This is a genomic window from Paraburkholderia sp. SG-MS1, assembly GCF_012275575.1.
GTDB lineage: Bacteria > Pseudomonadota > Gammaproteobacteria > Burkholderiales > Burkholderiaceae > Paraburkholderia.
The window spans coordinates 54131-73422 of sequence record NZ_NPIH01000223.1 but is presented as its reverse complement, the minus strand read 5'-3'; the positions used below and the strand labels follow the sequence as shown (position 1 = coordinate 73422).

15 protein-coding genes and 5 pseudogenes are annotated in these 19292 nt (G+C 58.9%); 10 read left to right on the top strand and 10 right to left on the bottom strand.

Annotated features, from left to right (window positions below; all coding sequences use genetic code 11):
• Positions 1–227: 227 nt before the first annotated feature.
• From CIC12_RS20020 to CIC12_RS20010, 3 genes and pseudogenes are all read right to left on the bottom strand, one after another.
• Positions 228–485 carry a hypothetical protein gene (locus CIC12_RS20020; RefSeq protein ID WP_168666238.1) on the bottom strand — a complete coding sequence of 86 codons (258 nt, stop codon included), beginning with the start codon at positions 483–485 and terminating at the stop codon, positions 228–230.
• A gap of 378 nt (positions 486–863) precedes the next feature.
• Positions 864–1142 (bottom strand): annotated as a pseudogene (locus CIC12_RS20015) (transposase); the annotation flags it as partial.
• 564 nt (positions 1143–1706) lie between these two features.
• On the bottom strand, positions 1707–2456 hold the full coding sequence (locus tag CIC12_RS20010) for an aldehyde dehydrogenase family protein (RefSeq protein WP_168666236.1): 750 nt from the start codon (positions 2454–2456) through the stop codon (positions 1707–1709).
• A 68-nt stretch (positions 2457–2524) separates the two neighbouring features.
• Between CIC12_RS20010 and CIC12_RS20005 the strand changes: the two genes are divergently transcribed.
• Together CIC12_RS20005 and CIC12_RS20000 are read left to right on the top strand one after the other, a co-directional pair.
• Positions 2525–3043, top strand: a complete 519-nt coding sequence (locus CIC12_RS20005) for a MarR family winged helix-turn-helix transcriptional regulator (protein WP_238812737.1) — start codon at positions 2525–2527, stop codon at positions 3041–3043.
• Positions 3024–5063 carry an FUSC family protein gene (locus CIC12_RS20000; protein ID WP_168666232.1) on the top strand — a complete coding sequence of 680 codons (2040 nt, stop codon included), beginning with the start codon at positions 3024–3026 and terminating at the stop codon, positions 5061–5063. The genes CIC12_RS20005 and CIC12_RS20000 overlap by 20 nt, the downstream gene beginning before the upstream one ends.
• Before the next feature lie 110 nt (positions 5064–5173).
• Here the strand turns inward: CIC12_RS20000 and CIC12_RS19995 are convergent.
• A pseudogene (locus CIC12_RS19995) lies at positions 5174–5356 on the bottom strand (IS6 family transposase); the annotation flags it as partial.
• 269 nt (positions 5357–5625) lie between these two features.
• Here CIC12_RS19995 and CIC12_RS19990 point away from each other — a divergent pair.
• From CIC12_RS19990 to CIC12_RS19980, 3 genes are all read left to right on the top strand, one after another.
• A complete protein-coding gene (locus CIC12_RS19990; protein WP_168666231.1) occupies positions 5626–5892 on the top strand; it encodes a DUF1488 family protein in 267 nt (88 codons plus the stop codon).
• A 681-nt stretch (positions 5893–6573) separates the two neighbouring features.
• Positions 6574–6792 (top strand): YpsA SLOG family protein, encoded by a 219-nt coding sequence (locus CIC12_RS33655; protein WP_168666229.1) that lies wholly within the window; start codon positions 6574–6576, stop codon positions 6790–6792.
• Between the two features lie 28 nt (positions 6793–6820).
• Entirely contained in the window at positions 6821–7555 is a 735-nt protein-coding gene (locus CIC12_RS19980) for a YpsA SLOG family protein (RefSeq protein ID WP_168666227.1), read from the top strand.
• A 713-nt stretch (positions 7556–8268) separates the two neighbouring features.
• On the opposite strand, the gene CIC12_RS19975 is transcribed toward CIC12_RS19980, so the two are convergent.
• From CIC12_RS19975 to CIC12_RS19960, 4 genes and pseudogenes are all read right to left on the bottom strand, one after another.
• Complete coding sequence (locus CIC12_RS19975) at positions 8269–9129, bottom strand: NAD(P)-dependent oxidoreductase (RefSeq protein WP_168666225.1); 861 nt, start codon at positions 9127–9129, stop codon at positions 8269–8271.
• Positions 9130–9220: 91 nt separating this feature from the next.
• A pseudogene (locus CIC12_RS33240) lies at positions 9221–10035 on the bottom strand (oxidoreductase).
• A gap of 12 nt (positions 10036–10047) precedes the next feature.
• Positions 10048–11013, bottom strand: a complete 966-nt coding sequence (locus CIC12_RS19965; protein ID WP_238812727.1) for an alpha/beta fold hydrolase — start codon at positions 11011–11013, stop codon at positions 10048–10050.
• Between the two features lie 50 nt (positions 11014–11063).
• The gene (locus CIC12_RS19960) at positions 11064–11492 is read right to left on the bottom strand and encodes an EthD family reductase (RefSeq protein ID WP_238812725.1); all 429 of its coding nucleotides are present in this window, start codon (positions 11490–11492) and stop codon (positions 11064–11066) included.
• A gap of 120 nt (positions 11493–11612) precedes the next feature.
• On the opposite strand from CIC12_RS19960, the pseudogene CIC12_RS19955 reads away from it, so the two are divergent.
• Both CIC12_RS19955 and CIC12_RS19950 read left to right on the top strand, forming a co-directional pair.
• Positions 11613–12463 (top strand): annotated as a pseudogene (locus CIC12_RS19955) (LysR family transcriptional regulator).
• A gap of 51 nt (positions 12464–12514) precedes the next feature.
• A complete protein-coding gene (locus CIC12_RS19950; RefSeq protein WP_168666219.1) occupies positions 12515–13396 on the top strand; it encodes an MFS transporter in 882 nt (293 codons plus the stop codon).
• A 328-nt stretch (positions 13397–13724) separates the two neighbouring features.
• Here CIC12_RS19950 and CIC12_RS19945 read toward each other — a convergent pair whose 3' ends face one another.
• Positions 13725–14606 carry a LysR family transcriptional regulator gene (locus tag CIC12_RS19945; RefSeq protein ID WP_168666216.1) on the bottom strand — a complete coding sequence of 294 codons (882 nt, stop codon included), beginning with the start codon at positions 14604–14606 and terminating at the stop codon, positions 13725–13727.
• 113 nt (positions 14607–14719) lie between these two features.
• On the opposite strand from CIC12_RS19945, the gene CIC12_RS19940 reads away from it, so the two are divergent.
• Positions 14720–15598, top strand: coding sequence for an NmrA/HSCARG family protein (locus CIC12_RS19940; RefSeq protein WP_168666355.1), 879 nt, complete (start codon positions 14720–14722; stop codon positions 15596–15598).
• 475 nt (positions 15599–16073) lie between these two features.
• Here CIC12_RS19940 and CIC12_RS33235 read toward each other — a convergent pair.
• A pseudogene (locus tag CIC12_RS33235) lies at positions 16074–16294 on the bottom strand (hypothetical protein).
• Between the two features lie 519 nt (positions 16295–16813).
• Between CIC12_RS33235 and CIC12_RS19935 the strand changes: the two are divergent.
• The gene (locus CIC12_RS19935; RefSeq protein WP_168666215.1) at positions 16814–18565 is read left to right on the top strand and encodes a hybrid sensor histidine kinase/response regulator; all 1752 of its coding nucleotides are present in this window, start codon (positions 16814–16816) and stop codon (positions 18563–18565) included.
• A gap of 147 nt (positions 18566–18712) precedes the next feature.
• Positions 18713–19150, top strand: coding sequence for a response regulator (locus tag CIC12_RS19930; RefSeq protein WP_168666213.1), 438 nt, complete (start codon positions 18713–18715; stop codon positions 19148–19150).
• Positions 19151–19292 lie beyond the last annotated feature (142 nt).

Sequence of the window (19292 nt, the reverse complement as noted above, 5' to 3'; positions counted from 1 at the left end):
TTCCGGGTTCATTCTCAACCCTTCTGCACGGGGTCCGCTCTGTATTCAGTGAATTGAAATTCCACCGGTTGCAATCTGAGCGAGTCGCCGGTCCCGCAGGTCTTGTCCGACCGGCTCATCATCCGAAACGCGGACCTGTATCGGCCCTTGGCCACTCATCGGCACAGGGTCGATGCTCGCGACAGACGCGACTTCGGCCCGCGTTACAACGCTAACCTTTGCAGTGCTCATGCGCGGCGGTGCAGTTCGGCGATAAAGTCAGTGACATTGGCGATATAGGTCTGCATGGTTGCGCCGGGGATTTGCATGGGCGGGACAGGTTCGCACGCGAGCGCACCGCCAACCCCCAAAGTCTTCCCAACCTGCCCGCCGCCGGGCTCGCTGTCCACAGCGATTTCCATCGGTTCACTTTCAAAGAGTATTCGGATTCTGAAGTTGATTTCTGCTTGTGCGGCACGCCAATCGCTGTGCGGAGCGCTCGGCAATTGAGGGCGCCAAACGGCCACGAACGTTAAGGGTTATTCGATGCCTGCCATCGGCCACAGGAATGTGACGGTGCCTCCGCGCGTGCCCGCAAGCGTCAAATAAGCCTCGATGGAGGAAACCGCGGAGTGCCCCGAAGCGCTTGAAGGCTTCGCGGCTATGGCGATTGATAGGCCAGGATGCTCAGCGGAGCCGGGTGCGGCGCGTTCTGGGGGATGCCGGATGGGCGCTAACGCGATGACGAAGCGGTGCCGAGGAGCGGTCGCAATGATGACGCGGGCTTGGGAGGCGCGTCGGGAAGCGACACGCGCAAACGTCCGCTCCTGGGCCGCGCTGCCGCAGAGCCGACGTTCGACAGGCGGATCGAAGAGCCGCGATGCTCATGTCTGCCCCCGCGGCATCGGTGGTGCCCGGATCGGGGCGCTGCGCGCGAGGATGTCGATGACGATCATCGGTGCGCCGCAGTGCCTGCAGATGAAGACGGGCCGGGTTGCGATGACGATGTCGTCCGGTAACGGCCGGATTTCGGGTGCAATGTGCAGCAGATCGCGCACCTTCGCGAGCCTGGCGCGGCGTACCGGGTTGGCGAGCAGTCCGTAATGACCGATGCGATGGAAGCCGACGGGCAGCACATGGAGCAGGAAGCGGCGCATGAATTCGCCGGTTTCGAAGTTTCGAATGCGGGGCAATCCTTGCGGAAATAGTTCGTCGATCACCCGCTCGAAAATCCGGAGTGGGAAGCTGATACATCTTTGACGCTGAGATGGGCTTGTCGAAACGAGCCCCCTTCTCCTCGCGAAGAGCCATTCGTCGCATCAAATTCGGGAGCCGTTCATCCTTTGATCAATATTCGTCGATGAATCGTCTAAGAGGAGATTGGAGGAATGCGCAGATGCGAGATTTCGACACGCTCGGTATGCATCTCTCAAATAAAAAGGGCGAATGAAGACGGGTTAGCCATGATGCATGCCTGCGGCTTCGGGTACCATCGAACCGGGAGCAGCGTGGCGCTTTACTGGGAAACTCTGTACAGAGCACGATCTCAGATATCACCAATATGCTCGCGAGTTCAATGCAGTTTCAACCGAGGTCTTGAAGATCGGTTCGCGCGTCTTGCTATCATCCAGCTTACCCACCGGCCCCAGCCAAGAACGCTTCTCAATATTTTGGCTCCGCGGAAACGCTGCCGCTTCTCCGCTGATTTTTAATTCGCCAACACTAGATCAGGCTAGCTGGCTTTTGAACTTCTCAATACTTTCCTTGATTGACTCATTTACGCCTTGCTGGAATGCATCGCTCATGAGCGTACCGTTGACGAAGTCTTCGGCAATTCCCTTTTCTTGTGTGACATTCGATACAGTGCGCTGATGAGTAAATGTGTCGAAACCTGCTTTTCCGTGATACGCGCCTGATCCGGAATTTCCGATCCCGCCAAACGGCGCGTCTGGAAGAACGGCATGCACGATCCCGTCATTTCGGGTTACACCGCCGCTTGTTGTTTCGACCAGAAATCGCTTGAAATCTTCGCGGTCTTCACCGTACCAATAAGCGGCCAGCGGAGACGGCCGTGTACTGATGTAGTCAATGACCTCTTGCATTTTTTCGTATCCATGTATAACTAGCACCGGCCCGAAAATCTCCTCTTCCTCGATCCGCGCCGTCTCAGGTACGTCCTGCAGGATCGTCGGGGGAATTCGGCGCGAAGCGCGATCCGGAAGTAGCGAGGCTTCGGCCTTGCTCGTAACCGAGATCTTTTTTGCGCCTTTCTCCACGGCATCGTTAATCAAGCCCGTTACGCGGTCATAGTTCCGATCGTTCACGATAGAAACCGCGTTAGGGTTCTTGAGATAATCAGGGAAAAACTGTGCAAATTCGGCCTGGAGCCGTTGAACGAAATCCACCTTCACATGGTTCGGCACGAATACATAGTCTGGGCACAGACAAATCTGGCCACCGTTGAGTACCCTCCGCACGCATCGTCACGAGTAGCAAAGTATGGTAAATTAGTTCGCCACGCAACTATTTAGGAGATGCTGTGAAGATGCCACGAGCATTGCTCGAAAGCGCTTTCTCAAGCGGAATCGCGCCGTTCTATCAGCTATGGCGAGGCGCGGCGAACCAGGCCGTGCCGAGGGCCTTTGGTCTGTCACACGCACTCGCGTGGCCGCTTGTATTGATCAACAATTCCGCGACTGCTTTGCGCCAAAGCGAGCTGGCGACGTTACTGGGAATTGAAAACTCCTCGATGGTGAGACTTGTCGATCAACTGTGCGCAGCGGGCTTCGTGCAGCGTATTCAGGATCCCGAGGATCGCCGCGTCAATATGCTTGGCCTGACCGAAGTTGGGCGAGAATGGGCTGTATCGCTGGAATCCGCGGTTGCCGAGTTCCGCGCGCAAGCGCTGTCGGGTATCACAACTCAAGAACTGGAGATCTGTCTGCAAGTGTTCACCCGGATCCAGAACAGGTTAGCGTCGAATGAAGGGGGGCGGCCGACGCTTGGGGGAAACAGACCGTCGGGCACCCGTAGAGGGGACGCACATGCGCCTGCCAAGTCGTGACGCCTGGGTGTTCTCCTGCAAAACGTACTTGGCGGCGATGCTGGCCCTGTACATTGCACTGAGCGCCGATCTGGCACGCCCTGGGTGGGCAGTCACCACCGTATTCATCGCCTCGCAGCCCCTTTCCGGTGCTACGGTTTCGAAATCGGTCTACAGGTTCTTCGGCACTCTGATCGGTGCAGTTGCGACGGTGGTTCTTGTACCTAATCTGGTCGAGACACCTGAATTGCTGAGCGTAGCGCTAGCGGCCTGGGTGAGCATCTGCCTGTACTTCTCGTTGCAGGACCGGTCGCCAAGAAGCTATGTCTTCATGCTAGCGGGGTATAGCGCCGCACTTATCGGATTTCCCGGCGTTGAATCGCCGCAGGACATATTCACCACAGCTGTTTCCAGAGTCGAAGAAATCACGCTGGGAATTACATGCAGTAGCCTGGTTCATAATCTGATTTTTCCGAACAGCGTGGCAAATGCGATTCTTCATCGCGTCGACAAGTGGCTGGAGGATTCTCGCCTCTGGTGCGCAAGCGTACTACGGCGCGACGACACCGCTGAGACGCAAATTACCGGCGCGCATCGGCGCAAGATAGCAAATTATCCGGTCGAGCTCGAGACTTTGACTTCCCATCTCTCTTATGACAGTGGAGGAAACGGAGTCGAAAAACAAACCTTGCTTGCTCTGCATCGACGACTCGAACTTCTACTGCCAATACTTTCTTCGATCGAGGATCGGCTTACGTTACTCCGACGGCAAGGAAGCCACATGCCGTCCCATGTCGAGAGAGCATTGGACGTGCTTGCAGCGTCGTTGAAATTTCATCCGAAGAGGGTGCATCCCAAAGATCTCCCTCGCGAAATTCTGTCGGCGAATTCGCTGGAGGAAACGCCGCTCAATTGGGAACGACTGGCATGGGCAGGCGTAGTCGCCCGTGTACAAGACCTTCTGCACAACTTACATGCGTGTAATCGCATACGCGAAAATCTGGTACCGGACAAGCAACGGGTCGGTCGCGCGCCGTCGCGACGTCACCTGGAAGTTCCACGCCACGTCGATCAGGGGATGGCCTTGTTGTCGTCCGGAACCGCGTTTATCGCAATCCTGGCCGGATGTGCTTTCTGGATTCTTTCCGGATGGCCCGATGGAGCATCAGTCCCGATGATCGGCGCTGTTTGCTGCTCTTTTTTTGCCACGCTAGACAGCCCCCTGCCCTCAATGATGAAGTTCGGCAAATATGCCGTGCTGGCGGTAATCATCAGTATCGTGTACTCGACAACGTTGCTGCCCGCAGCAAATTGTTTCGAAGTCGTTGCCCTGTTACTTGCCCCCGCCTTCCTGTGGCTTGGCGTCATCATGGCTTCTCCGGCAACCAGCTTTGTCGGGATGGTCATTTCGACAAATATGTCGACGTTGCTTGGCCTGAATAACCGCTATAGCAGCGATTTCGCTGCCTCCGTCAATGGCGGCCTGGCTCTGGTTGTCGGCATCGCGCTCACCGCGATTATCATGAGCGTTATACGCGCCCGAACTCCGCAGTGGAGCGTATCGCGCATTGTCCGCTCGGCCCGGGGAGATTTGATCGATACGATTCGCTCGAGTAGAACGACTGCGCACCCCCGCCTTGAGCGGGACGCTTTCATACGACGCATGCTTGATCGGGTGCATCTTGTTATGCCGCGACTGGCAATAGACGATCTGCAAAGCACCGACGGCGTCACCAGCTTGCTGCCAGAGTTGCGCCTGGGGGTCAACATCATCGACCTGGAACGCTTGCGCTCCGATCTGCCCGCCACGTTCGGGTCACAAACTGCGGCCCTGACAGACGAACTGCTCAACTATCTCAATTCTCTGGCAGTGCAACCTGAACTCGCCCCGCCGAATGCCCTCAGAGAGCAGATAGATGCAGCAATATTCGCCACGTCGTCGCTCTCCTTGGGTAAAAGATATAGAGTCCTGTTGGCTCTGTCAGGGATACGCCTGATACTGTTTCCGCACAGTTCGGCTTTGAGTGGCAGCGCAACTTGAGGACAATTTTTGATGGTCTAATGTCCCGGACAAATTGATAGGAGGACGAATCAGAATCGACGAGGAAACAGAGCAACATGACAAAAAGGCGCCGGCGATTTGACGAGCTGCTGGTCGACAGCACGCCACAGCACGTAAGGCTCACCACGCAGCGTGACGAACACCTCGTCGAGATGCCACGTAGTGCCGGTCCTGCGGCGGGTAGCTTTGACCCGATGCGCGAAGGCTACGCCAAACTCGTCGGTCCAACGCCGTATTGACTCGTGGCTGACCGTCACGCCGCGCTCGAACAACTGAGTCACACGCATGCGACCCACGCGCTGGGCCACGGCGCGGAGCTCACAACCGTGCGCGACAATCTCCGGCACGCCTCGGTGTCGACCACGTCGATCTATCTGCACAGCGACGAGGTGAAACGGGCCCGACAGATCTCTGAGGCATTCGGTAAACGCAGTGAAGTCCAGCCGCCCGGGCAGTCACAATGTCCAGACCTGCCGTGCAGCGTTCAGAGGCTTCCGCTGTGCGAAAATCGGGCTCATCTCCCGAATCCGCTCACCTCCAGATGGATAACGTCACCACAGAACCGCAGATACTTGCCGATCGCCGGGGCGTTGCGTTCAGCCTCATGGTTAAGGGCGCCCCCGTCGAATGTGTCATCGCGATCATCGCCCTCGAAACGCATTTCGGGCTCGAGCGTGGTGCAAGCGACGTCCGGATACTCAGAACCTTCCGTGACGGTTACGCCCGCATCTGCGCGGTAGCCGAGCGAAAGGCGCTGGCCCGCCCCGACGCACGCGTCGATCTGATGCCCCATGACTTCATACGGTGAGCAGGCTGAGCGCCGCTGCACCACGCCCGACGCTCTCTGTCCAATGTAGCGCCCCTTCCCTGCCAGCCTCTCTGCGGCGAAGCCGCGCAGTGGTGTCTGACGGCGCTGACTGTTAGTTGCAACCAATGAAAGCGGACGAGCGCGGCTTGGCAGACCCAAACATAGGACCGCCTTAGATAACGCCGCCGGAAGTGACGCAGCTTCGCAATGCGTCAAACCGACCCACTCCGGTCAGATAACTTTCTCCAAACCGGTCAGTCAGCCAAATTCAGGTTTTGCGAACTGGAGTGCCAATAAGCGGCCGTTGGCGACCTCACCCAATCGAAACGGGAACGGCCGCCTGGGCGACCGGGTAGCTCGACCAGCGAATGACGCTTGATGGGGTGAACCGGAAGCTCGTCGGGCAACGCTCTCCCCGAGGGGCCAGTGCCGAACCGAACTTCCGTAGATGACCCGGAGCGGTCTTCAGGCTGCGAGACTTAGACGGCCGCGAGCAGCGACATAACTGCCGGCGATCTGTGCAGAATTCTAGTCAGAGACCGTTCGGGCGGAACCGCACATAAGACAGACCAGCACGACTCTACGATGTCGGGTGTCGTTGTAAGGCAGCGAGGCCTTGCCGCGAGCTAACCTATTTGCCAATCTCAGCAATATAAAGCGATGTCTCGCAAGGAGAAGGCTATGCCCGCTCAAATTAAAAAGATTATTTCGGGAGGGCAGACCGGCGCCGATCGCGCGGCTCTCGATGTCGGACGCAAGTTGGGGTATCTCACGGGCGGTTACGTGCCCAAAGGCCGGCTTGCCGAGGATGGCAGGATACCTAGTGACTACGTAGGCCTGTCCGAAACTGATGTAGCGGACCCCGCCGCACGAACGGAAGCGAACATCCTCTTTTGCTGACGGTACGCTCATCGTCTCGCACGGAAGAGTGGTAAAGGGGACAGAGCTAACCTTAAACCTTTCAGTGCGAGCTCAGAAGCCTCACCTTCACATTGATCTTATGCGCACGGAGATTGATGAAGCCGCCTCCATTGCTCGGGCATGGATCAACCGCAATTTTGTGCGCACACTAAACGTCGCTGGACCCCGTCAGTCCGAGGATGCAGCAATCTATGCAGACACATACACCCTGCTGACGCGCATTTTGCTTGAGCCCCAAGCGCCTTTCAACCCGGGCGCGACAGATTCAGATGTGAGCGAAGAATTGGCGCTTGGGGTGTACGAACAGGCAATGGAAAATTGGCGCCATTGGGATAACATTCGCTGGCTAGTTCCAAACTGGTATTACACATTTGCAGCTGCTGTTGCGACATTCGCTCCGAAAACGGTCGGTTCCCTCCAAGCCGCCGCCGGGATGATCTTGATCGTGGGCATCCTTTCCATCATTTTGCTTCGTAGACTGGATCACTATCATTGTAGAACCATTGCGCAGACGAACGCGTCACTAAATGTACTCCTTAAGCCCGGCGTAAAACGTTCGGCCATAAAAATAGAGCTTCCATTTTCGCTATCTGGATGGAAGATATTTTTTACCGCCACATATTGGTATCAAATAACGATCTTCGTTCTGATAATCTCAAGTTTTGCGGTAGCACTAAACTGGGACGATGCAGCAGCTAAATTGGAAACGTTTTTGGCGAAAGACGCCACTGCGGGCGGCTAGAAGTAGACGCTGACGAGTGTCGGAAACTGGGCCGACCTCAGTCCGCTGAGCGAACGCGCTCCCCCTCGGGGGCAGCGGTCTATGCGAAAGGCTAACCCGATCTTGCCCACGATCAGTGGAGACCTTGAATGGGGCATGCTAGCTCGTAGAGAGGTGTGCCATGGAATGCAAGGACTATCGTCGATATGGCCCGGGAATTCAAGCCGGAGGCCGTAACGCTGGCAGCGTTGGGCGAGAGACCGACGGCGCAGCGCGCGCGAGTTGGGAATTCGGGTCCATCAACTGCCTAACTGGCGGCTCGAATTCGGAGCGGAGGAACTGACCGGTGTGCCGAAACGTATTCCTGTCCAGGAAGACGATCTTGCAAAACTGCGGCGCGACAACGCGCGCCTTTGGGAGGAAAACGAGCTCTTAAAAAAGCGGGCATCTACTTTGCGCGGGCATCAGCGTGAAGTACCAGTTCAGCTCGATCACACCGGTTGCACCTGGCCTGACTGCGGCAGACGGCAAGCGACCCGTTGCTGCCGATCAGGTGTCCGGAAAGTTAAGGGCCGGTGTTAGATTAATCCGGCCATCCGGACTCGCTCCGGCCTCGCACGAAGCGAGGTGCACGTTTGACCACAAAAAGCACCGTCATTCGGATACGCCCAAGCGGCCGTTCCTTGAGCGAATTTCGTGATCTGATGCACTCCTTGTTACCACACTAGCGTCAATCAGGCGTTGCGCGCATATGGATCAACTGTCAAAGCTGCGATCGCAGACCAGTCGTGATCGCCCATCCCCGCGTTGACAGTTTCGGCCATCCGGACATGTACCGCAGCGAGCATCGGCAACGCGCGGCCAGCCTGTTCTGCTGCTTCGAGGGCAAGACGGAGATCTTTCAAGCCGAGTGACGCCTTAAAGCCAGGTTGATACTCGTTCCGGATGATATTGCCGGAGTAGGTCTGGTAAGGACGACTGCCGAACAGCGTTCCGAGGATCAGTTCGAAAAAGCGCTCTCGCGAAAGTCCGTTTGTCTCGGTTAGAACTACGGCTTCTGCCATCGCCTCGATCGCCATGGTGATCATCATGTTGCAGGCAATTTTGGCGGCACAGGCCGTGGATGGCTCTTCGCCCATGTTCCAGACGCGTTTGCTGATGACTTCCAGCACTGGCTTTACTTTTTCCAGAGCGGCCGACGCGCCGGCGGCGAGCACGTTGAGCTCGCCCTTGGCGGCAACGTCCGGCCGCCCTAGCACCGGCGCAGCAACGTAGCCGACACCTGCCGCATCGTGAATCTGCACCAGCTCCCGTGCGAATGCCACGGAGATAGTCGATGCCACGACATGCACCAGGCCCGGCCGTGCCTGACACAGCAGATTCGCATCCAGCATGACGCTGCGGATCGCCGCGTCGTCGGACAGCATCGACAAGGCCATATCGGCCTGCAACGCTTGGGCAGGCGACTCGACCATGCGCACACCTTCGACATTCCCGCCAGAGCGATTCCACGCGGTGACGGTATGACCGGCAACGGCCAGATTGCGGGCGATTCCCCGGCCCATTGCGCCTAGACCAATCATTCCGATTTCCATCTGATTCTCCAGGTAAATAAGCTGCCAGAACGAGCTGGCAAGTGAGCCGCCAAACGAGCGAGGCTCTGTCCAAAACCGAAGCTGCCGGATTTCAACCAAAGTCAGTTGCGATGGCGATCCGACGCCATGCGTCGATGTCTTCGCGAAATGCCGTCAGCTTGCGATCGGCAATGCCGTAGGCGACCGGTCCCAAGGGCAGGTGCAACGGCGGCGCTTCGCAGTCGACGGCCCGCAGCATCACCTGAACAGCCTTGGCCGGGTCGCCCACCTGCTTGCCATCGTTACTGCCGCGATAGGCGCGTCGCTGGCCCGCGGTCTGGTCGTAGTCGCTGATGCGACGTCTAGCCACCGCGATCGATTGTCCCAGGAAAGCAGTCCGGAACGGCCCAGGTTCGACGATGATCACGCGCAGCCCCAACGGCCGTACTTTTTGATCGAGCGCCTGGGACAAGCCCGCGACTGCGAACTTGGTGGCGCCGTAATAGCCAGAGCCCGCCGCTCCGGCAATCCCGGCCGTGGAGGACAGATTGACGATGCGTCCGCCGCGCCGCTGGCGCAGTACGGGCAATGCAGCCGGGTGAGTTGGATCAGCCCGAAAACATTCACCTCGAACATCGGCCGGTACTCGTCGGGCACGCCTTTCTCGATCGCTCCGAACAGGCCGTAGCCCGCGTTGTTGACGAGCACGTCCAGCCCGCCGAATGCTTCCACAGCCAACGCCACGGCCGCCTTGGCCGGCTCGGGCTGCGTGACGTCCAGCGCCGACACGCATACCGTTTGCGGATACTGCTCCGCCAGAGCTAGCAGCGTCTCGACGTTGCGGGCCGTCGCCACCAGTTGGTCCCCTCGCGCCGCTACCGCCTGCGCGAGATGTTGACCCGGTCCGCTGGAGCAGCCGGTAGTCAACCAGATCTTTTTTCACGATTGTCCTTGCGCCTGCTTCGCTGCTTCCGTGTGTTCGATCAGCCAGTTCAAAACCGGCTCCAGCGCTTTATCGGAGTTCTTCTCGTAGATGAGCCCGTGACCGTTGCCGAACACACCATGGTCGGGAAGATGCAGCACTTCGGCCTGGCTGCCCGCCGCCTTGAGTTGCTCGATCGCGGGACGGCTGGCAGCGGCGAACGCGGAGGCCTCGGCCGTGACGGCGACGATCGGCAAACCGGCGAGCGCAGGCAGCCGATGTGTACCCAGCGCGGCCGCGCGCAGTTCGTCGGGCGACGCGACCGGCGGCTCCCAGTTCAGCGGCGCCGCCGCGAGGCCCCATGTCAGCGACCCGATATTGGGAATCTTCGCAAAAGGAGGGCCCATCGGCTCGATCGCGACGATCGCTTTCACGAGTCCCGGCCTGCGATCGGCCACCAACCAGCCGACCGGCCCCGACGCCGAGTGCGACAGCAGGATCGCCGGGCCGATTCGGTCCAACAGCTTTGCGATCCGGTCGGCCTCCATGTCCTCCGAAAACGCGAGGTCCGCGGGAAGGGGACCATAGCCCGCGATGAACTCGTCCATCGCGGCTTCGTCCTCACGGGCAAAGGGCCATTGAGTGTGCTGACCTTCGTATTCGGACGGGAAGTAGATGTGGCGGCCGTGTTCGTATGAGAACGCCGGGCCCATGGGCCCCATCGTCTCTACATGAAAGGGTGAGCGTCCTTGTCCCGGACGGTCGACGACGAGAACCGCATAGCCTGCTTCCACGAGGCGCTGCGCCCAGCCCGGCCGGCCATCCGGCGTGTCGAACCACTCGGTTCCCTGATAGCCGCCTCCATGCAGAAGCACGATCGGCCACGGGCGAGTCACCTGCTCCGGCGCTTCCCACTCGACAAAGAGCGGACCGCATTGGTAGGTCTCGCCGTTTTGTTCAATCCGATCACCGGGAATCCACATGTGTCCGCGACGCACAGTGCGGGGGGCAGCATTTTTCCAGAAGGCCAAGGTCATTCTCCCGTCTTTAACGTGAGCAACGTAAGGGGGTGCGCGGCGCGCGAGTCGTGCATCGCCCCGGTCAGAGCCGGGGCGACGCGCAGGCGTGTCGGGGAAATGTCGGTGAAGGTCGGAACGTCGGCCATGACGTCGGCCGCTTCCGGAGATCCGAAGCAGGCTTCAATCGCAGCCTCGTCGCGGAAACGGCATTCGCAGATCACGAGGGTGCCCACGCGGGTGTTCACATCCGTCAGCGCCGGAAAGAAAGCCGCGACATGCTCCAGACCGTAGCGTCGCCATGCCTGCATCACGAGCGGCAGGTGATGTTCGACGTAATAGCTCCGGTCGAAGCGGTCGTTGGGCGCGCCTTTATAGGTGACGTACAGGGTTGGTGATGCTGTGCGAGACATGACGATCTCCGTTCTGCCTGTTGTTTCGATCAACCTCGCGAAACTGCTCGCGAGGACCTTGCGATATGCGACGGATCGAAGTCTCGCAAATTCATTTGTGTTCGACAATTCACTATAATGCACGCTGTCCGTTCATTTTTGTGGGTGCATGGTATGGAGTGGAGCGACGTCAGGGTCTTCCTCGCGGTAGCGCGCACAGGGACGCTCGGCGCCGCCGCGCGCGCGCTGCAACTGAGTCATCCGACCATCGGGCGGCGGCTCCGCGCGCTCGAAGAGGCGACGGGGCAGGTGCTGTTTCAGCGAACCGCGGACGGTTTCATTCTGACTGAGGAAGGCACCGCCATCCTGCCGCTTGCCGAGCAGATGGAAGAGAGTGCGTTGACGATGGAGCGCAGGCTGACCGGCGAGCAGCAGAAGCTGGAAGGAACTCTCAAGGTGTCGTCGGCCGACTGGTTTGGCGCCTATGTGCTGCCACCCGTGATCGCCGCATTTTCGAGCGAGTATCCGCTCGTTGAAATCGAGGTCCTGACGGGCACACGGCTGTTCAATCTCGCACAGCGTGAAGCGGACGTAGCATTTCGCATCGTTCCGTTCAACGGGCCCGATATCGTGCAACGACGGCTGACCCGGATGCGCTACGGGGTCTACGTGGCTACAACAAGCGCCGACCCAGTGGAAAGTGACGGCACAGGGCACCGCTTGATCGCGATGGATACGTCGACCGGCGACTTCCGGATATCGACTGGCTAAAAAATCGCTTCCCTAACTCGGGTGTCGTATTGCAGTCGAATAACCGCAATGTCCAGGCGCAGATGTGCGGGCGAGGTTTGGGCATTGCCGTTTTACCGCGACCCGTCGGAGATCAGCTCGGTACCATTCGGAGGCTCGATCTGAGCGACGAGCCGCCGGGTCGGGAGATCTGGATGGGCTACCATCGCGATCTCAGGCGGCTGCATCGGTTACGAGCTTTTGTGGAACTGGCGGTTAAACATCTGGCGGATTAGTCGATGGGCGCGACTAATATCGAACTGTAGCGGCTCGGTGTCGCAACCGACGTGACCGCATGGGTGTGCTTTGCCTTCGCAGCTGGTTCTGGCGTTGCATGTTACGAGGCAGGCCTGTACGGAGTCTTTGCCCGACAACCAAAGGCATCGCTTCCTGCCCTGTTCGCAGCGAACAACCAGATGCTGAATATGGGCACAGCGGTCGGCCCGATAGCCGGCGGACTGGCTAGTCTGATCGATGCCCGTTTCGCCTTCGGCGGAAGTGCACTTTTATTTGGCGTGCTGGCTGCGACTGTGTTCCGATCAAACGTCGGGTCAGTCGAAACAGCAGATCGCCGTGCAGTTCTGGCCAGCCTGCACACGGCTGCGACTAACCGCGATCTATGGCGCTTGATCATAGTTTCTTTTCCGTGGTTCTTTCTGTTCCCGCAACTTTATGTCGCATTTCCCTTGTATGCCGGGCGTCTCGCTGGTCCGCACGCAGCATCAGCTGTCTACGTTGTGAACGGCGTGATCGGACTTGCATTCATGCTGTCCGCGAAGCGCTGGCTTGTCCGGATAAATCCTGCGACCTCAACCATGTTTGCCTATCTGGCTGCTGCGATCGCCTTCACCAGCGTAGCTGCGTTCGATGGCCTTGCTTGGTTTCTATTGTTCGTCGCCGGATATACCGTCATCGAGACAGTTATGCTTCCGGCACTGGAAACGATGACCGGCTCGCTGGCTACAGAGGGAAGTCAGGCGACGTTCTTCGGGGTGTTAAGCGCAACAGGAGCACTGGGTGGCGCAACGGGATATTACGTCGGCAGTTGGCTGATTTTGAACGCGACCTCGCTCGAAACGCGGGCGACGTTCGGAAGTGTTGGGGCGATAGGCTTCGTAGGGGCTGCACTTATTCTTCCGAAGACTTCCCGTCGGATTTCGCCGCTATAAGGTAGAGGCGCTGCACTATATCCGGCGCCGATGGCTTGAGCGAGACTGCTTTGTCGTATCAACGATGCACAGCGTATCCAGTCACGAACAGCAAGACAACTACGATCCGCTCATGCCGATCCAACCGCCATATGCGGCTGAGCCAGCAGTCCTTTCGGGCCGGTTATGCTAATTGCATGGAGTGGAAACCCGCCTCGATCCTGTTGTCGACTTGTGGGACACGATGCGGCCAGAAACGGAAATTCGACGACAGTGGCGAAACGACCGTTGTCGGGTTGATCGCGGACCTGGTTCTCGCGTCATCAACCGTTGCACGCCGCCATGCCGTTCACGCGCGCGGGGGTAAATCCTGAAGCGCGTCCAGGAATGCCCTGACCTTGACGCTCAGCAGCCGACGCGAATGATAAAGCGCCCATATCTCCACTGGAGCGCCCATTTCCTTACCCCAGCAGACAAGTCGTCCAGCCATCACATCTTCTTCGACCAGCAGTCTCGGCAACATCGCCGATCCGGCGCCGGCCAGAACCGCCTCGCGCACCATCAGCAGCGACGATAGCCGGAGAACCGGCATCGGTTCAAACGTCATTGTGTCTCTGGATTCCGTCCATACGTTCCAGACCGCGCCGGCCGGCGCAGCCGCGGACAAGACCGCCGGGACCGGGAGTGGCCCCGCATCCTGCTTGTGCGTTTCGGGAATCGATACAGTCGGCGTCGCCACCAGCCATCGTTCATCGTCAAGAATGCGCCTTCCCGCCAGCAGCTCGTCTCGCGGCGGATCGACGCGAATCACCAGGTCGTAGCCGTCTTCCACCGGATCGACAACACGGTCTTCCGCGACAATTTCAACTTCGACCTGCGGGTAGGCCCGCGCGAACCGTGCAGCGATCCTGCACAGAAGAACGTGCGCGAAAACGACGGGAGCACTGATGCGCAGCCGCCCGCGTGCGACCGGTGCGCGCGAGGCTACCGCCTCTCCTGCTTCCTCAAGCTCTGCCAGAAGCCCTCGAGTGCGCTCATGGAGCGCGATACCATCTTCCGTCAGGCGCATTCGTCTCGAACCGCGCTCGATCAACCTCACGCCCAGTTGGTCTTCTAACTCGGTAACTCGCCGCGATAGCGTGGCCTTGGGCCGGTCCAGCGCGCGGCCGGCTGGGCCGAAGCCGCCATGAATGGCGACCGCATTGAAATCCGAAAGCGCCACCAGGTCCATGATCGTTCCATTGCTGATACGGGGTGTACAGATTTTATCTCTATCGAATCAAATTCGGAACGAATAACCTGTCTTTACCGGGCCGCTTCGGGCCTTTTACTGGAGAGACAGTCATGACAATTCTTGTTACTGGAAGCACGGGCGTAGTGGGTAAGCAGGTTCTCGACCATCTGCAAGGCCGTGGAGTTCAGGTGCACGCACTGACGCGTTCGCCCGAGAAGGCGCAATTTTCCGACACCATCACGGCAATCAAGGGCGACCTGTCGGATACGGATTCGTTACGGCAGGCGATGAAGGGGATCAGCACGTTGTTCCTGCTCGCGCCAAACGCCGCCGACGAACTGACTCAGGCACTGCAGGCGTTGAGCATCGCGCGGGAATCGCATGTGAAGGGTGTGGTGTATTTGTCCGTATTCAAGGGCGCAGAGTATGTCGACGTGCCACACTTCGCGGGCAAGCATACAGTCGAGCGCATGATCGAGCGGTGCCACATGCCGGCGACCGTGCTTCGCCCCGCGTATTTCATCCAGAACGACGTGCGGCAGAAGGACACCCTCGTGAACCACGGCATCTACGGGATGCCGATTGGTGAGAAAGGCATCTCCATGGTGGATGTTCGCGACATCGGAGAGGCTGCAGCCAGAGAGTTGCTGCGGCGTGAGCTTGCCTCGGATCCGCTGCCGCGAGAAACGTACGAACTGGTCGGCCCGGACGCGCTGACGGCGGAATCAATTGCGCAGATCTGGACGGATGCACTTGGACGTCCGGTTCGCTACGGCGGTGAAGATCTCGATATTCTCGAGCAGCGTCTGAAGTCAGTCGCACCGACGTGGCTGGCGTATGACATGCGCCTGATGATGCAGCGATATCAGCAGGACGGCGCCGTTGCCTCGACCGAACAGATCGGGCGCCTGTCGACCCTGCTGGAACGCCCTCCCAGGTCTTATCGCGATTTTGCGGTTGCCATGGCCGTTGCGTGGACGAGGGATTGACGCGCGCGCCGCACTGCGGTCTGTCGATTTGCGTTTAAATTCTGGACGTCCGGTTTGGCGCTAAAGCCGGACGTCAGCGCTGCGATTTCGAACGACTCTTACGGGTCGAGAGTGCGCGTTGACGACCGGCCGCTTTCGGGAAGCGAAATACTAATGACCGCTTTGCGGCGATGAGTTCGACGCGCGGATGGACTCAGCCCGCCCCTATGCTGCCGTTGGATGCCGCTTCGGGTGCCCGAAGTCCCGCATTTTCCTGTAGCGGCCGAGGGCCGGAGATTCCAAACCGCGTGCTGAGGCCATGGTGCAGTTGAACTACATGCGCAATGGTGGATGTTGCCCGACTGCTCTGACCGATGCATACCGCACCTTGCGCTGAAGCCGGCCGGCAAGCGAGCAGATATTCCGAGGACAGCTAGTCGAGGCGAAGCTGGCCACTGACCGCAAGTTCGCCTCCGGCGGATAACATGGGCAAAGATTAACTTCGAGCTTCTGTGCCTTGAAGCTCTGCATGTTTATGTGAATGGGTCGCCGCGTACTTCAGTTCAAAGTGCGCACCCTTGCCGCTACGCGTCGGGGGAAAGTGTTCGCCCTCGACACAGGTCACCTCGAACGTGTCTTTCCCATCGTCATGCACGACCGATAGATGCCCGATACTTTCACGATTTCGCCCGGCTTCCAGGAATTGTCGCCTGCCATTTGTCACTCCTTTTTGTGATGGTCGGGAGCAACCGTGCAGCAAGTTACGTTCCGGACTGCACCAGGTTGCGGCGTTGCATCGCGCCACCCGGCCCGTAATCGGCGGGATTATCGCTCCGCAAGGAACGTGACGACAGCTGCTCGACGCCCAACTGTGAAATGCGAACAGAAAGCACCCTCGCCACGAATCCAGATGGAAGCCGCGACCGTACCTTCCAGTGCGCACAACCCATGGTTTCGACCCCAGACGTCAGGGTTAACGTTCGGGCTGGCGGTTGACCGTCCTGAGGGGAGACGTTCAAAAGGGTTTATGATGATCAGTGTTTGGCCGGCAGACTTCGGTGCCGGCGTGGGCTGTGCAGGTCTCACGGCCGATGATGGTCGCCCTGCTAGCCAGAGCGCGAAGAGTCCTGCGCCCGTATCGCTTTGAAGCCTGCAAAGTGGCCCGTTCGCCCACCACGCTGGGCATCACGGTCGTTCCTTAGTAACCGAGCCTAACGGTGAGCCTCGACTGTTCTGATGACCAATCTCAAAACGGACAACCTGCGCGCATCCCACCGCCAGTCGCTCATTACCTCCGAACTGGATTTTCGACCGAGTCGTCCCGCCGACTACGAAGCAGAGGCGAAAGTTCTGAGGGACTTGGCTCATGCGTTGGCCGCCTCGGACGCAGCAATGCTTGATATGCTGGCGACAGAAGCTTTGCGCCTTTGCCGAGCGGATAGCGCAGGCATCAGCGTGCTCGAGTCATCGCAAGGCCAGCCGGCGAGCTTTCGATGGGTGGCCTTGGCAGGGCACTGCACACCGTTTCTAAATACGCATCGCCCGTTTGATGACAGCCTGTGCGGAGTCACGCTCGCGATGGGCAAGCCGGAACTGTTCCAGACGCCGCAGCGTTTCTTTTCATCGATGGAGATGGTTTCGCCGCCCGTGGTGGAGGCGCTACTGGTCCCGATTCCCATCAACGATGGCGCCTGGGGCGCTATCTGGGTAATGTCGCAGACCCCTGGCTGCCGGTTCGACGCAGAAGATTTGCGACTACTTTCCAGTCTCGCGGATTTTACCGGCGCCGCAATGCAGATTGCGAACATGAAGGTTTTGGCCGAAAGTCGTGCCGTCGAGGCCGAGCGTGCTCAAGCTGCCGTTCGTGAGGCAGAGGCACGCAAGGACGAATTCATCGCGACGCTTAGTCACGAATTACGGAGCCCAATCGCTCCGATTGAGAACTCCATCCAGTTGCTCAAGCGGCTCGTACCGTTGTGCGGACAGGTCGGACAGGCAATAGAAATTTCCGAACGCCAGCTCCATCGACTCAGCCGTCTGGTTGAAGACCTCTTCGACGCATCAAGAATGCGAGAGGGCAAGGTCTCCGTCAAACCGGAACACAGCCTGCTTGCCAACATTCTGCACGATGCCATTGACGCCGTTCAGCCACAGATTTCAGCGCGGGGGCAGTCGTTACACGTCACTGCCCCATCGGAGGAAGTCCCACTTTATGTCGACGCTGGCCGCATCACACAGGTACTGGTCAACGTCCTGAGCAACTCGTCAAAGTACTCGCCGGATGCAAGTCATATCCGTTTGACTGCAGCAGTCGACTTACCTGCCACGACTTCCGTTGGCCCCGACACGTTGTCGTTAACTGTGGACGACGAGGGATACGGCATCTCGGCAGCTGAACTACCGCATGTGTTCGACATATTCAACCAGCGAGGCAGTCGCTCCCCATCAAGTGAAGCGGGACTGGGCATCGGGCTTGCCCTTGTTAAATATCTCGTGGAGGCACATGGGGGAAGCGTGTCCATCGATAGCGGCGAAGCGCGTGAAGGAACTACACTAACCATTCGCTTGCCCGTTATAGGGCAGCCGGCGTCAGCAGCGACTCAATCTGACGGGACATGTCTTCACGCTCCGCCTCGCCGCATATTGCTGGTGGATGACGACAAGGATACCGTCGACTCGCTTGGCCTTCTTCTGAGGCTGGACGGTCATCTCATCTGTACCGCGTCCGGCGCGACGGAGGCGCTCGCGGCTCTGCAAAAATTCAGGCCGGACGTCGCGCTCATCGATTTGCACATGCCAAAAATCGACGGCTATGCATTGGCAGCCGAACTACGCTCGCGGCCACTTCTGGAACAACTCAAGCTCGTCGCACTGACCGGAGATGTGTCACCAGGCGACCGCGAAAGCGCGCTTCCGAAGGGCTTCGACTATCTTCTGGCGAAGCCGGTTGACATGCAGAAACTCGCTTCGATTCTTGCCTTGGATTAAAGCATCCGAACCGACAAGGCTGTAGCAGCGGCGTCGCGCTTAGGGCGCAAACTTATTCCCGTGCATAGCTGAAAAAAGCGGGGCAGATTCCGGTCCCCGGGTACAAAGCTTGCGAACTCCCGATGATGCTTTCGGGCGCGCCGTATCATGGCTACTGTACTCGTTGTCGACGATGACCTTGAGAATCGCTGGGCGCTGCAACTGGCATTGGAAAATCGCGGGTATCACGTCGTCCTTGCCGAAAACGGACGGGATGCGTTGCGGAGGACGTCCCTAAATTTTCCGGCGCTCGTCATTACCGACTGGCAGATGCCTGAAATGGATGGCGCAGAATTTTGCCGCCGCCTCAAGTGCCAACCGGCGTTCGCCGCGACACCCGTAATCCTGTTGTCAGCCATGCCAGAGCGGGCGTGTGGACCGCGTTGTTGGGTCGCATTCCTTCGCAAGCCGGCCGCGATAGAAAAGCTGCTGCATATCGTCGACGGGTTCATCGCGGAGCGCCTGCCAAACGCGCGAGCGACTTCCACTTCCGAGCACTTTGCTCCGTCGCGCTGGCGCGCCATCGATTCCAAATGTTGGCCGTGACGGGCCGAACGACGGAATGAGTGAGCAGAATCTCCGGCTGCAGGACCGCAACGCCCGTCACAGTTACCCTAGCATTGGAACGCCCGACAACGCTCGGTGCGATTGCTCTGCGCTAGCGTCGCGTTCGGGATCCCGACTGTTC